The 13294-nt window shown below is 73.9% G+C and carries 8 protein-coding genes; 4 read left to right on the plus strand and 4 right to left on the minus strand.

The genetic code is table 11. The annotated features are described in order from the left end of the window. Positions 1–25 precede the first annotated feature (25 nt). Positions 26–1441, plus strand: a complete 1416-nt coding sequence (locus HW566_RS01385) for a zinc-dependent metalloprotease (RefSeq protein WP_178009745.1) — start codon at positions 26–28, stop codon at positions 1439–1441. 782 nt (positions 1442–2223) lie between these two features. On the opposite strand, the gene HW566_RS01390 is transcribed toward HW566_RS01385, so the two are convergent. Together HW566_RS01390 and nudC are read right to left on the minus strand one after the other, a co-directional pair. Further along, positions 2224–3978 (minus strand): ATP-dependent helicase, encoded by a 1755-nt coding sequence (locus HW566_RS01390; protein WP_178009747.1) that lies wholly within the window; start codon positions 3976–3978, stop codon positions 2224–2226. Continuing rightward, positions 3975–4886, minus strand: coding sequence for an NAD(+) diphosphatase (gene nudC / locus HW566_RS01395; protein ID WP_178009749.1), 912 nt, complete (start codon positions 4884–4886; stop codon positions 3975–3977). The genes HW566_RS01390 and nudC overlap by 4 nt, the downstream gene beginning before the upstream one ends. A 65-nt stretch (positions 4887–4951) precedes the next feature. On the opposite strand from nudC, the gene HW566_RS01400 reads away from it, so the two are divergent. Further along, on the plus strand, positions 4952–6244 hold the full coding sequence (locus HW566_RS01400) for an aminoglycoside phosphotransferase (protein ID WP_178009751.1): 1293 nt from the start codon (positions 4952–4954) through the stop codon (positions 6242–6244). A gap of 30 nt (positions 6245–6274) precedes the next feature. On the opposite strand, the gene HW566_RS01405 is transcribed toward HW566_RS01400, so the two are convergent. Together HW566_RS01405 and HW566_RS01410 are read right to left on the minus strand one after the other, a co-directional pair. Next, positions 6275–9559 carry an ATP-dependent DNA helicase gene (locus HW566_RS01405; RefSeq protein ID WP_178009753.1) on the minus strand — a complete coding sequence of 1095 codons (3285 nt, stop codon included), beginning with the start codon at positions 9557–9559 and terminating at the stop codon, positions 6275–6277. Continuing rightward, complete coding sequence (locus tag HW566_RS01410) at positions 9556–12633, minus strand: ATP-dependent helicase (protein WP_178009754.1); 3078 nt, start codon at positions 12631–12633, stop codon at positions 9556–9558. Before HW566_RS01410 ends, HW566_RS01405 begins: the two co-directional genes overlap by 4 nt. A gap of 127 nt (positions 12634–12760) precedes the next feature. Here HW566_RS01410 and HW566_RS01415 point away from each other — a divergent pair, with 127 nt between their 5' ends. Continuing rightward, positions 12761–12985, plus strand: a complete 225-nt coding sequence (locus HW566_RS01415; RefSeq protein WP_178009756.1) for a DUF3107 domain-containing protein — start codon at positions 12761–12763, stop codon at positions 12983–12985. A 2-nt stretch (positions 12986–12987) separates the two neighbouring features. Beyond that, positions 12988–13278 (plus strand): hypothetical protein, encoded by a 291-nt coding sequence (locus HW566_RS01420; RefSeq protein WP_178009758.1) that lies wholly within the window; start codon positions 12988–12990, stop codon positions 13276–13278. The last annotated feature ends 16 nt before the right edge of the window (positions 13279–13294 follow it).

The following is a 13294-nucleotide window of genomic DNA, read 5'->3' on the forward strand; positions in this document are numbered from 1 at the left end:
ACCGCCCTGCTGAAAGGCGCCTGACATGGCTGACGATGACCGCTCCCCCGAGGACGAGTTCCAGGAGCTGCTGCGCAGCCTGATGGGCCAGGGGGGAACCCTCGGTCCCGAGCAACTCGAGCAGCTCGGCGCGATGGGCGTCGACCCCGCGATGCTGCAGCAGATGATGCGGCAGCTGCAGGGTGCCTTCGCGGCCGGCGGCGACGGCGGCATCGACTGGAGCGCGACGCGCACGCAGGCGCTGCACCTGGCCAACAAGGACGACCACGGCATCCGCTCGGGCGACCGGCAGGACTTCTCCGACGCGTTCTCGCTCGCCACGCTCTGGCTGAGCGAGGCGACGACGATATCCGACCTCGCCGTGCCGCCGCGCGCCCTGACGCGGGGGGCGTGGGTCGAGGCCACCCTCCCGGTGTGGCAGGAGCTGGCCGAGCCCGTGGCGGGCTCGATCGCCGACGCGCTCACCGCGGCCCTCGAGACGCAGGCGCCCGAGGAGATGCGCGAGATGATCGCCGGCGCCGGACGGCTCCTGCGTACGGTCGGCGGCTCGCTGTTCGCCGCTCAGCTCGGCGCGGTGATCGGCAAGCTCTCGCAGGAGGTGGTCTCGGGCGGGGACGTCGGCATTCCGGTGATGCCCGACGGCGAAGCCGCGATCCTCCCGCAGAACTTCGCCGATTTCGGCCGTGATCTCGGCATCGACGACGATCAGCTCGCACTCTCGCTGGCGACCCGCGAACTCGCCCACGCCCGGCTCTTCCGTCACGCACGGTGGCTGCGCCTGCATGTCATCTCCCAGGTGACGGACTTCGCGCGCGGTATCCACGTCGACACCGACGCCCTCGAGGAGCTGGCCTCCCGGTTCGACCCGTCGCAGCCCGACGAGTTGCGCCAGGCGCTCGAGAGCGGCGTGCTCCTGCCGCAGCAGTCCGAGGCCCAGGCCGCGGCCCTGGGCCGTCTCGAGCACCTGCTCGCGACCATCGAGGGGTGGGTCGACGTCGTCACCGCCGATGCCACCACGCGTCTGCCGAGCGCGGACCGCATCGCCGAGGCGGTGCGCCGGCGCCGGGCGGTGGGCGGCCCCGCGGAGCAGGCCATGGCCTCGCTCGTGGGCCTGCAGCTGCGCCCGCGCCGTCTGCGCGAAGCGGCGGCGATGTGGCGCGCGATCACGGATGCCGTCGGCCGCGAAGCCCGCGACGGCCTCTGGGACTACCCCGATCTCATGCCCACTCCCGCAGACATCGACGACCCCTCCGCCCTCATCGGGCGTCTGAAGGCGCACGCCCGGGGCGAGGCGCCGGAGCGCGACGAGATGGACGATGCGCTCGACGCGCTGCTCTCCGAAGCCGCCTCCCGGTCCGAGCTCCCCGGCGACGCATCCGAGCCCGAGCCCGTCGCCGAGGACACCGATCCCGAGGGTCCCGAGGGTCCCCGCCCGGTCTGACTACCGCCGATTCCTCCCCCGCGCGTCATCCCGACGCCGGGGGCGGCATCGATGTGGACAACCGCGTCCGCGGGTGCGGCGGCGATCCACAATCGTGAGCATGCCGCGCCTCCTCCCCTCCGCCGTCCCCCTGTGGCGGTCGCCGACCACTCTCCAGCTCGGCCTCGACGGTGCGGTGCGGATCACCGACGTCGCGCCCTGGCAGGAGCACCTCATCGAGGTGCTCCGAACGGGAGCGCCGGAAGGTCTGCTCGTCGCCGTCGCGGCCGGTTCCGGCGGGTCCGCCACCGAGGTCCGTCGATTCGTGTCCGAGCTCGCTCCGGTGCTGGAGCCGGCCTCGCCCTCACCCTCGGCGTTCGCCGTGCGGTTCGGCGCCGGGGTCGGGGACGACGACCGCGGCGTCGTGCGTGCGGCTCTGCGCGCCGCGGGTGTCGGCGACGACGTGCTCGACGACGCCGCGGACGAGCCGCGTAGGGCGGGTGAGCCGGGTGGGGCGGGGCCTGTCGTCCTCCTCGTGGCCGCGCATCTGGTCGAGCCGCGCCGGGCGGCGGCGCTGGTTTCTGCCGGGAGGCCCCATCTGGCGATCGAGCTCGGCGGCGACCGCATCACGGTCGGTCCTCTGGTCGTGCCCGGCCTGACCCCGTGTCAGGCCTGTCGGCACGCGCATCTGCGCGAGGCCGACCCGGACTGGCCGATCATCGCCGCGCAGCTGATCGCGCGGCCGGCGCCGCCGAGCGATCGGGCGCTGGTGACCGCTGCGGTGGGCCTCGCGGTCGGCCTGGTCAGCGAACCCGTGCAGGCGCGGACGCGCTCGGCGACGCTGCGGTCGTCGAACGTCGAGCCGAGGTGGCACGTGCACGAGCCGCATCCAGCGTGCTGGTGCCGATCTCCCGGACGAAGCGCGACACCTGCCGCTCGTACCGCCCCGATCCACGGGCCCACGACAGCGAGAGCGTCCGCGCAGACCGCGTGATGCCGACGTAAGCCAGACGGCGCTCCTCGTCCACCTGCTCGAACGTGGTCGCATACGAGATCGGGAGGAGACCCTCGGCGAGTCCGACGAGATGCACGTGGGGCCATTCGAGGCCCTTGGCCGCGTGGAGAGTCGAGAGGGTCACCGTGCGCGTGGCCACCTCGTGCTGATCCTTCGCCCGCGCCTGCAGATCATCGGTGAACGAGCGCATGCTCGTGCCCGGAGCCGCCTCCTCGGCGAGGCGCAGCAGCGCGGCTCGTGCCTCCCACGCGTCACGCAGCGGGCCGCCTGCGGCCGGGGGCTCGTCGCTGAGTCCCAGCGAGTGCAGCACAGCCCGCACGTCCGAGACCAGGTCGCCCGACGACGGGGCCACGGCGGCACCGCGCAGTGCCATGACCGCCTGCCGAACCTCGGGGATGTCGAAGTACCGCGTGCCCCCGAGCACCGACGCGGCGATCCCTCGGCGCGCGAGAGCGGCCAGCAGCGGCGCCGACTGCGCGTTGGCCCGGTAGAGCACGGCGATCTCTCGGGGATCGGCGCCCGCCGCGAGCTGGTCGGCGATCGCTCCGGCGACGCCGTCCGCCTCGGCGGCATCGTCGGGGTACTCGCGGAGGGTCGGACGCGGGTGATCGGGTGTCGCGCGCTGGGCCGCGAGCTCGAGGGCTCCGGGCCGGCCGCGCATGAGCTCGTTGGCCACGGCCACGACCGTGGCCTCGGATCGGTAGTTGCGCTCGAGGCGAAGGACGCGCGCATCCGGATGCCGCACGCCGAAATCCAGCAGGTAGCGCGGGTCGGCGCCGGCGAACGAGTAGATGGTCTGGCTCGCGTCGCCCACCACGCACAGGTCGTGCCGGTCGCCGAGCCAGAGCTCCAGCAGGCGGTGCTGGATCGGAGAGACGTCCTGGAACTCGTCGACGGTGAAGTGGCGGTACTGCTCGCGCACCTCGGCGGCGACGCGCGGCTCGGCCTCGAGCATCCCGGCGCAGGCCAGCAGCACGTCCTCGAAATCGAGCTGGCGACGCTCGTCCTTGAGCCGCTCGTACGAGCGCTGGAGAGCGACCACCGCATCGAGCGAGAGCATGCCGACGCCCTCCGGCCGGTCCTGCGCGTACTGCTCGATGGATCGCATCGTGATCTTGCGCCATTCGATGCGTGTCGCCACGTCCCGCAGCACCGACGGATCCGGGTTGACCCCGATCTCGTCGGCGGCCTGGGCCAGCAGGCGCACCTTGCTGTCGAGGATGGTGGGCGCCGTGTCGCCGGCGATCTGCGGCCAGAAGTAGTTCAGCTGCGACAGGGCCGCGGCGTGGAAGGTCCGCGCCGCGACACCGCCGACGCCCAGGGCGCGCAGGCGCCCCCGCATCTCGCCGGCGGCTTTCGCCGTGAACGTCACGGCCATGACCCGACCGGGCGAGTAGGCGCCCGTGTCGACGCCGTGCGCGATGCGATGGGTGATCACCCGCGTCTTGCCCGACCCGGCGCCCGCGAGCACGCACACCGGACCACGCAGCGCCGAGGCGGCCTCGCGCTGCTGCTCATCCAGCCCCGCCAACGGGTCGGTCACGCGTGCTCCCCGCACCAGTCGGCGATGAGACGGTGCGCGATCGAGGCCGTCCCCGGCAGCGATACCGGCCCGGTTCCGGCCAAGGAGCTGACGATCTCGTCGCGTGTGAACCAGCGCACCGCGACGATCTCCTCGCCGTCCGGGCGGGCGGCGGGCGCGTCTGCGGCGACCGCGTGGAACCCGAGCATCAGCGAACGCGGATACGGCCATCCCTGCGATCCGCGGTACTCGAGGTCGTCCACGACCACCCCGGCCTCTTCGGCCACCTCGCGACGAATGGCGGTCTCGAGCGACTCCCCCGCCTCGACGAACCCCGCGAATGTCGAGAACCGGTTGTGGGCGGCCCACGAAGCGTTCTGTCCGAGGAGGATCCGCTCGTTCCGTACGTCGCGCACGGCCACGATGACGGCCGGGTCGGTGCGAGGGAACTGCTCCCGTCCGCAACCCGTGCACGAACGCGACCAACCGGCCGAGCGCAGCGGCGCGGGGGCTCCGCACCGGGGGCAGAACCGGAAGTCGGCGAACCACCGTCCGAGCGCGACGGCGGTCACGAAGGCCCCGGCGTCCTCGTCGACGAGGTCGCCGCCGGCCATCCGCAGCGATGCCCAGCCGTCGTCATCGACCGCATCGTCGCCGGCGGCGGCAGGCACGGAGGCGGCCACCAACCGCGCCGAGCCGTCGCCGGCACGTCCGAGGAAGCCCCATTCGGCGGTGCCCGCGACCGCGGCCGCCTCGTCCGGGGTCCGCCACCGGAGCCGATCTCCGGTGATCTCGGCGCGATCCCCGCGGATGACCAGGACACGGGTGCCCGCGTCCGCCCGGAGGCGCGGGATCAGATCCTCCGACGCGCGCTCGGCGGCTGCGGTGTCGAAGGAGGACCGGGCAAGAGCCGGCGGCTGCAATCGCATGTCGGGGACCTCTCTCGCGGGCGTGGCGCGTCGGCCTGCGCCGCCGCCCGACCTACCCTGATGGCATGGCTCGCTCTCCCTTCACTCTAGCCGCGTCCGTCAGCTCGGCTCTCCCCGGTGCCGCCGTCGTCGGAGCCGCGGATCTCACCGAGGGTGCAGACGGTCGCTACGACAGCGCGCTGGTGACACTGGACGACGGCCGTCGGGTGGTCGTCCGCGTCCCGAACGACCCCGATGCCGACCGCGAGCTGGTCGCCGACACCCGTGCGCTGCGCGCACTGACCCCCGGCGTTCGAGCCCTGCTCCCCTTCGCCGCCCCCACCGTGCTCGGCACCGCCCGCATCGATGCGTTCATCGCGGTGGTGCAGGAGTTCGTTCCCGGATACCGCGTCGAGGCCGCGCACATCCCCGCCGGCCGTGGTGTGGCGTGGTCGCTGGGAGCAGCGATCGCCCGAGTGCACGGTCTGCCCGCCGATGTCGCCCGCAATGCCGGGCTGCGCACGCGGACCAGTGGCGAGGTGCGCGCGGACGCGGAACGGCTGCTCGACCGCGCTGAGGCCACCGGGGCGCTCCCGTTCGGGCTGCTGCGGCGATGGAGCACCGCTCTCGCTGCCGATCGTCTCTGGCGGTTCGAGACGACGGTGACCCTCGGCGGGGTCGACCCGAGCCGATTCGTCCTGACCGACACCTCGGCCGGTCCGACCGTCACGGGCCTGCTGGCATGGCACGGTCTCGGAGTCGGCGACCCGGCGGAAGACCTCCGATGGCTCGCGTCGGCGCCCGACGCGCGCGACGATGTGCTCGATGCCTACGCGGCGGCGGCGCACCACACGCCCGACGCCGAACTCGCCGCCCGCGCGCGCCTCTACGCCGAGCTCGAGTTCGCGCGCTGGCTCGCCCACGGTCACGAGACGGGTGCGTCGCGTGTCGTCGACGACGCCGTCGCCCTCCTGACGGCCCTCGACGACGGCGTGCGCGACGAGCCGCTCCTCACCGACGATCACAGCTCCGTCGACGACGCCCTCGAGATGCTCGGGCGCACCCCGGCGACCGCCACCACCCCGGGTGACACGTCGATGCAGACCGACACCTACGACCCCGCGGTCCTCGCCGCCTACCTCGCCGATCAGGATGCTGCCGAGCAGGCCGACATCGAGACGATCCCCATCGACCTGTCGGATTGGACTCCCGAGGGCGCGTCGAGCGATCGTCGCCGCGAGGCCGGGCCGGGTGCGACGGGGCCCGTCGCGCGCGACGCCGCCGGCTCGGTCGCGCACGACGACGACGCCGCGGAGCAGGACCCCGAGCACTCCGAGTCCGCGCGCAACGCGCTGCGACGGTGGGCCGGCACCGACTGAACCGTCGCCGGCGGCCGCCTGTCGCTGCGCTCAGCCACGCAGGACGAGGTCGTCGCCGACGTAGTACAGGGCAACGTCGATCTCGGATCGAGCGATGCCGTGTCGGGCCGCGTAGGCCCGCCGATACAGCTGCAGCTGCAGCATCCGCTCCTCACGCTCGGCGAGTGTGCGGGGCGGTCGACCCGTCTTCCAGTCGACGATCTCGATGCGCCCACCACGGTCGGCGCGGCGGTAGACGGCGTCGAGTTTGCAGATGATCACGTGGGACCGGCCGTCCGCGAGCAGCGTGTCGTCGGCGAAGTCGATCTCCGTCTCGACCTCGATCGGCTGGAGCGCGCCCCACTCGGACCGGAGGAAATTGTCCTGCAGGCGGCGCAGATCGGCCTCCGGTGTCGCATCCCCGCCCTCGGCGTCGTCGTCGAGGTCCCAGAGCGCAGCGTCGGGCTGCGGTCCGCGCGGCGTCAGGCCCGACCGCTGTTCGACCCAGGTGTGGAACCGGGTGCCCAGTCGGGTCTCGCGGTGGGGACGCTCGGGCAGGGGCCGCAGCGTGAGCTCGGCGGCGGCTGCGTAGTCGGCCGCGAAGTCCTTGAACCGCGACGCGGGGATGCGGGTGGGCGCCGCCGGCGCGATCGAGCCGCGACGCTCCGCCTGCTCGGCGAGGAGAAGGGCGAGGTCGCGGCTCGGCTCGGCTCGGACGTCCGAGGCTGCGGCTTCTCGAACCGACCGTGCGGCGAGCTCGACGCCGTCGCGGCGCGCGCCGAGCGGGTCGAGCGGCCACGACAGCACCTGCCGCCGTTCGAGGTAGGGGTTCTCGCCGGGATCGATGTCGGCGAGCTGCTGTCCGAGCGCCCCGGCGACCTCGAGGAGGAACGGGCTGGGTCCGCGCGGGTTGCGGGTGCCCGACCACGACGCGCCGCACAGGAGCAGCGCGTCGCGGGCGCGGGTGACGGCGACGTAGGCGAGCCGCCGCTCCTCGTCGCGCTGACGATCGGCGTTGTCGTCGGCGAAGCGGGCGAGGGCGGCCTTGAGATCCTGCTGCGTGGGAGCGAGGTGCGCCTCCCATCCGAACCGCGGCAGCCAGGGCGCGTCGCCGCGGAACCCGTACGGCAGCACGCCGAAACCGAGCCAGCCCTGTTTGTCGCGGGCACGCGCCGGGAGCTCGTCGGCCACCACGCGCCCCACCGCGACGGCATCCCACTCGAGTCCTTTGGACCCGTGGATGGTGAGGATCTGCACGACGTCGTCTTCGGGAGGCTCGGTCCGCGGCGCGAACTCGTCCTGCCGCTCGGCGTGATCGAGCCAGGCCAGCAGGCTCGGGAGGGACCCGGACTCATCGGTGGCCAGAAAGCCCTGCAGCTCGTCGACGAAGGCCCGCAGCTGGTCGGAGGCGACTCGGGCCGGGCCGCGGCTCTCGTTCGCGGCCAGCTCGATGTCGAGGCGCAGTTCCGCCTCGATGAGCCGCACCAGTTCCGGGATGGGCATCGCCGCGGCCCGGCGGAGCCCCGCGAACACGGCGGCGGCCTCGCGGAGCCGGTCGCGCGCCGCCTCGGAGAATCCGGCAAGCCAGCCGTGGTCGGCGGGGACCCGCAGCACGAAGTCCAGCGCGTCGATCAGGGAGGCCCGTTCGTCGCCGCCGGCCAGGGCGGGGGGCAGCGGCTGCAGAGCGGCGTCCGAGCGCGCCAGACGGCGCGCGAGCTCGGCGAGCGAGCGCAGATCGCGCAGCCCGACCGCCCAGCGCGGCCCCGACAGCAATCGCAGCAGCGCCGACCCCGCGGTCGGATCGCTGATCACCCGCAGCACCGAGACGACGTCGACCACCTCCGGTGTGCTGAGCAGTCCGCCCAGGCCGAGGATCCGATGCGGGATGCCGCGGCGCCCGAGCGCATCGGCGAAGCGGGTCATGTGCTTCTTGCTCCGCAGCAGGATGGCGGCGCTCGTGGTCGCGCCGCGCGCCCGGCGTTCGGCGCGCACCCGTGCGAACCACGCGGCGACCCGTTCGGTCTCGGCGTCGAGGTCGACGTCGAAGGCCAGATCCACGATGCCCGCCGGGGCGCCCGGGCGCGGGCGGAGCTCGTCCACCGGCACCGGTGACCGGCTCGCCAGGGGCTCGAGCACGGCGTTGGCCGCCTGGAGGATGCGGCCGCTGTTGCGCCAGCTCGTGGCGAGGGAGTACTGACCGGAGCGGCCCCCGGGCGCGAACGCGCCCGCGAAGTCGCCGAGGTTGCCGGCGCTGGCTCCGCGCCAGCCGTAGATCGACTGGTGCGGGTCCCCCACGGCCATCGCCGCCGTGTCGGCGAAGATCGAGGCGAGCAGCTCGGTCTGCACCACGGAGGTGTCCTGGTACTCGTCCAGCAGGACCACCGGGTACCGGGCTCGCAGCTCGGCGCCCACCTGGGGATGTCGCCGGATCACCGTCAGCGCCCCGGCGACCTGGTCGGCGAAGTCGATGACGCCCAGACGCGCCTTCCGGCGCTGGTACTCGCGGGCGAGGTCGGCCAGGAGCGGAAGGGCCCCGACGTTCTCCGCCGCGCGGGCCACGTCGACGTAGACCGACGTGCCGGCTCGCGTCGAAGGCCGCTCCAGGACGTCGCGGAACGCCTCGCCGAAGCGCTCGAGATCGTCGAAGTCGACGAGGTTGTCCACCCCGTCGCGTGCGATGCGCAGGGCCCCGTCGATGATGGTGCGCACGGCGTTCTCGCGCCTCTCGAGACGTTCGTCGTCGGAATCGAGCACGACGCGGCGCATCAGCAGCCACGCCGCCGATTCGCTGAGGACGGCGGACTCCGGGTCGCGGCCGATGCGCACGGCGTTCTCGCGCACGATGCCGTCCGCGAAGCTGTTGTAGGTCGAGACGGTCGGACGCTCCAGAAGCGTGTCGGCACGGGATCCGGCCGCCTCGGCTCGGGTGTCCGATCGCGCGCGCTCGATCGCCTCGGAACGTGATGCCCGCGGCGCGCCGGCCCCCCGCTCCAACTCGCCGAACACGTCGAGCGCTCCGCGTGCGTGCAGCGCATCCAGGTGCGGCACGAGCCCCGCGTCCTCGAACTCGGCCAGCCGGTCGAGGCGGCGCCGGATGCGCTCGTCGAGCTCGCCGGCTGCCTTGCGGGTGAAGGTGAGACCCAGGATGCCCTCGCGGGGGACGAGCCCGTTCGCCACCAGCCAGACCACGCGGCCCGCCATCGTCTCGGTCTTGCCGCTGCCTGCGCCCGCGACCACCAGCGCGGGCTCGAGGGGCGCGCCGATGACGGCGCTCTGCTCGGGGGTCGGCGGGAACTGCCCGAGCGCCGCGGCGAGGGCGGCCGGTGACACGATCACGTGGCGCTCACCGGGGCGATCGTGTGGATGCGGCACAGGCCGAACGAGTGGTCGTCGCGGCAGTGCTCCTCGAAGGGCGCCGAGAACTCCCGCCCGCCCATCACGCGCGCCGCCTCGTGGACACGAGCGACGAACGCCGCCCGCGACTCGTCGTCGAACGGCGGCTGCCGGGGGGCGGCGTAGTCCTTCGTCGTCGCCGTCGGACGCAGCACCAGGAGCATCGCGCCACCGGCCGGGCGACCGGCCGCGGCGGGGATCGCCCCGTGCTCGTGCGCGAGCTGGTACGCGGCGAGCTGGGCGTGGGTCGTCACCGAGCGGTCGGTCTGCGGCTCGCGCTTGCCGGTCTTGAGGTCGACGATCACGACCGACCCGTCACCGCGGAGCTCGACCCGGTCCACCGCGCCGCTGACGACGATCCGGCCCGCGGCGTCGTCGCGCGCGAGCTCGACCTCGAAGCGCGGCTCGGCGTCGAGCAGCCGGCCGCCGTCGCGCTCGAAGTCGTGGAGGTAGCGCGCGAGCCGGCGGACGAGGTCGCGGGCGCGCGTTCGCTCGGCCCGGTCGCGCCATGCCGACTCGAACTCGAGCTCACCCCATCGTGCCTCGACCGCCTCCCACAGCGCAGCCTCGTCGGGCCGGGCTACCTCGAGCGCGCTGTGCACGATCGTGCCGATGCCGGCCGTGGCGCTGCCGGAATCACCGCCGAGGTCGCCGATGACCCAGTTGAGCTGACACTCCTCGAGGGTCTCCAGGCGCGAGGGAGAGACCCGGATGCTCTCGGTGTCGCGATCGCGGAGGGGCGCGGTGCTCGTGGGCTCGCGCACACCGAACCACTGATCGGGATCAGCGCCCGCCACCCCCGCTTCGGCGAGCAGCACCAGCTGCTCCGACGCCGTGCGGCGGGCCGTGTCCGTCGAGCGGGGGTCGGTGAGCGTGCGGCGGTGCTGCGCGACCAGACCCCGCAGGGTGAGCGGGTGCGCGGCCTCGGAGGGTGCGCCCTCGGGATCGGGAAGCATCTCGAAGAAGGGGCTCGGACCGGTGTCGTCGTCGTCGACCGCCGTCACCACGAGCCGGTCGCGGGAGCGCGATACGGCCCGAGCGAACAGCCGCAGCTCGTCGTGGAGCACCGACCGGCGGCGGTCGAGCGCCTCGGCCGCGTCGTCGCCTTCGTACGACAGCCGCCACGTCTCGAGCAGGCTGCCACGGACGCGGAGGTTCGGCCAGACGCCGTCCTGGACACCCGCGACGACCACCGTGTCGAACTCCGTCCCCAGCGCGGCGGCGGGCGTCAGCACGCGCACCGCGCCGCTCGAGGGCGGTGCCACGAATCGGTCGTCGCCGACGTCGGCGTCGAGGATGCCGCGGAGGAACGCCGACGGCGTCGTGCCGTCCTCACGCTCGCCGTGGCGCTTCGCGGACTGGAAGAGCGCGACGACGGCATCCAGGTCGCGGCCGGCCTGCGCGGCGAGCGGCCCGTGGCCCCGGGCGCCCTCTCGTAGACTCCGCTCGCGGCCCGAGCCCTCCCAGGCGGCCCAGAGGAGCTCGTGGGCGGTCGCGCCGTCGGCGATGAGGGCCTGCACGGCGGCGAGGGTCTCACCCACTCGGGCGGCGCGCCGGGCCTCGCGAAGGTCGAGCAGCGCGAACTCGGCGGGGTGCGCCATCGCCGAGCGCAGCGTCTCCCACGGCGAGACGGCGACGCCGTCGCCGTCTGCGCTCCCGTGCCGGAGCGCCGAGCGCAGCCGGCGCTGGTCCACGGCGTCGAGCCCGGCACCGCTGAGGGCGTCGACGATCTCATCGCGCTCCCAGGAGTCGTGGGGGCGGCCGGCGAGGTCGATGAGGCGGAGGAGGTCGCGCACGACGGCGGAATCGCGCAGTGCCGTGCCGGTGCCCGAGGTGACGGTCGGGACCTCGCGCGCGGCGAGCTCCGCCTCAAGGGCGGTGACCTGCCGACTGTCGTGGGCGATGACGGCGCACTGCTCCCAGGGCACGGCATGGTGCACGTGGCGCTCTCGCAGGAGGCGCGCGATCGTGTCGTACTCCTCCGACCGCGAACGGAGCACCAGAGCCCGCACCCGCTCGGAACGCGCCGCCCCGGTCGTGCGGGGCGGCCGCCGGTGCGCCACCACCCCGATCGCACCGATGCGCGCGGTCACCGCCGAGACGAGATCGGCATGCGCACCGTCTGCTCGATGAGCGGTGTCGAGCACGTGCAGCTCGACGCCCGACGCGAGCCGGGCGAAGTTCTCGGGCGCCGCACCGCGGAAGGCCCCCGAGCCGACGTCGGGATCGCCGAACGCGAGCACGGCCACGCCGCGGTCGCGGCACGCCTCGAGCAGCTCGACTCCGCCTCGGGTCAGTTCCTGCGCATCGTCGACGATGACGACGCGCAACCCCGGCAGGCCCCGTGCCGACACGATCGCGGCCGCCTCGCTCACGAGGCCCGCAGCATCGCGGTGGGGTGAGCGCATCGCGTCGCGCACGGCGTCGTACTCCGCGAGGAAGGATGCCGCGGCCGCCCAGGCCTCGCGGCCTTCGCGTCGCGCGCGCTCGCCGAGCGTCTGCGGGCCGACGCCGAGCGCCGTGCACTCGGCGATGAAGGCCCGCAGCTCGGCTCGGAAGCCGCGCGTGTCGCGCACGCCCGCCGGCAGCCACTCCGGCCAGCGCGACGAACCGGTGCGCTCGTCCTCCGCGTCGCCGTCGAGCAGGTCGCGCACGAGCGCGTCCTCGTCGGCGCCGGTCAGCAGCCGCGGCGGTTCGGCGCCGCGCCGGACGGCCTCCGTCCGGACGATCTGGAAGGCGAATGCCGGCACGGACCGCGCCAGCGGCCCGGCCGTGGCCACGCCTACCGCGAGACCCAGCTCGTCGCGCAGGCTCGTCGCGGCCTGACGCGTCGCCGTCAGCACGACGAGCTCGTCGGGCGACACGCCGCCGCGGACGAGGGCGCGCACGCGCTGCACGATGGCGACCGATTTGCCGGTGCCGGGCGCTCCGACGACGACCGCGCTCGCCTCGGCGGGAAGGTCCACCACGCGCGACTGCGCTGCATCGAGGACGATGTCCTCCGAGACCGGACCCATTGCTCCACGGTAACCGCCCCCGCCGACACGCGTTCGCCCAGGGCGTGACGGTGCCCGCGTCCGGCCCGGAACGGTGTCGTAGAGTCGAGGAGCGCCCGAGACACGGGTCGCGGAGGAGGAAGAATCCGTGGAGATCCGTATCGGCATCGCGAACACCGGCCGTGAGCTCAGCCTCGAGTCGAACGACCCCGCTGACGCGGTCCGCGACAAGATCTCCGAGGCTCTCACCTCCGGTTCGGCCTTCGTCGAGCTCACCGACGCCAAGGGCAGCGCCTACATCATCCCCACGGCGGGCATCGCCTTCGTCGAGGTCGGCACCGACCAGACTCGGCGTGTGGGCTTCGTGGCCTGATCGTGCAGATCCTGCTGGCGCTCATCTTCGGCGCCGCGATCGGCCTCGCCGCCGAGATGCTCGTGCGCGGACGGGAGTCCCGCGGGGCTGTCCTGGCACCCGTGCTGGGGGCGCTGGTGGCGGCAGCGGGATGGGCGGCGCTGACGTGGGCCGGACTCGGCGTCGCGGACCCCGCCATCTGGGTGACGGCGATCGCGGCACCCGCGATCGTCACCCCCGTCGTCCTGTCGGTCCTCACGCGCGCACGGGCTGCTCGCGATGAGCGGGAGCGGCAGCGGCTGCGGATCGGCTGACATCCGCTCCCCGGGG

It is taken from the genome of Microbacterium oleivorans (assembly GCF_013389665.1).
GTDB classification, from domain to species: domain Bacteria; phylum Actinomycetota; class Actinomycetes; order Actinomycetales; family Microbacteriaceae; genus Microbacterium; species Microbacterium oleivorans_C.

Coding starts and splice junctions, on each gene's coding strand:
- HW566_RS01385 (WP_178009745.1), top strand. CDS start 26: ATGGCTGACGATGACCGCTCCCCCGAGGACGAGTTCCAGGAGCTGCTG.
- nudC (WP_178009749.1), bottom strand. CDS start 4,886: ATGCGATTGCAGCCGCCGGCTCTTGCCCGGTCCTCCTTCGACACCGCA.
- HW566_RS01400 (WP_178009751.1), top strand. CDS start 4,952: ATGGCTCGCTCTCCCTTCACTCTAGCCGCGTCCGTCAGCTCGGCTCTC.
- HW566_RS01410 (WP_178009754.1), bottom strand. CDS start 12,633: ATGGGTCCGGTCTCGGAGGACATCGTCCTCGATGCAGCGCAGTCGCGC.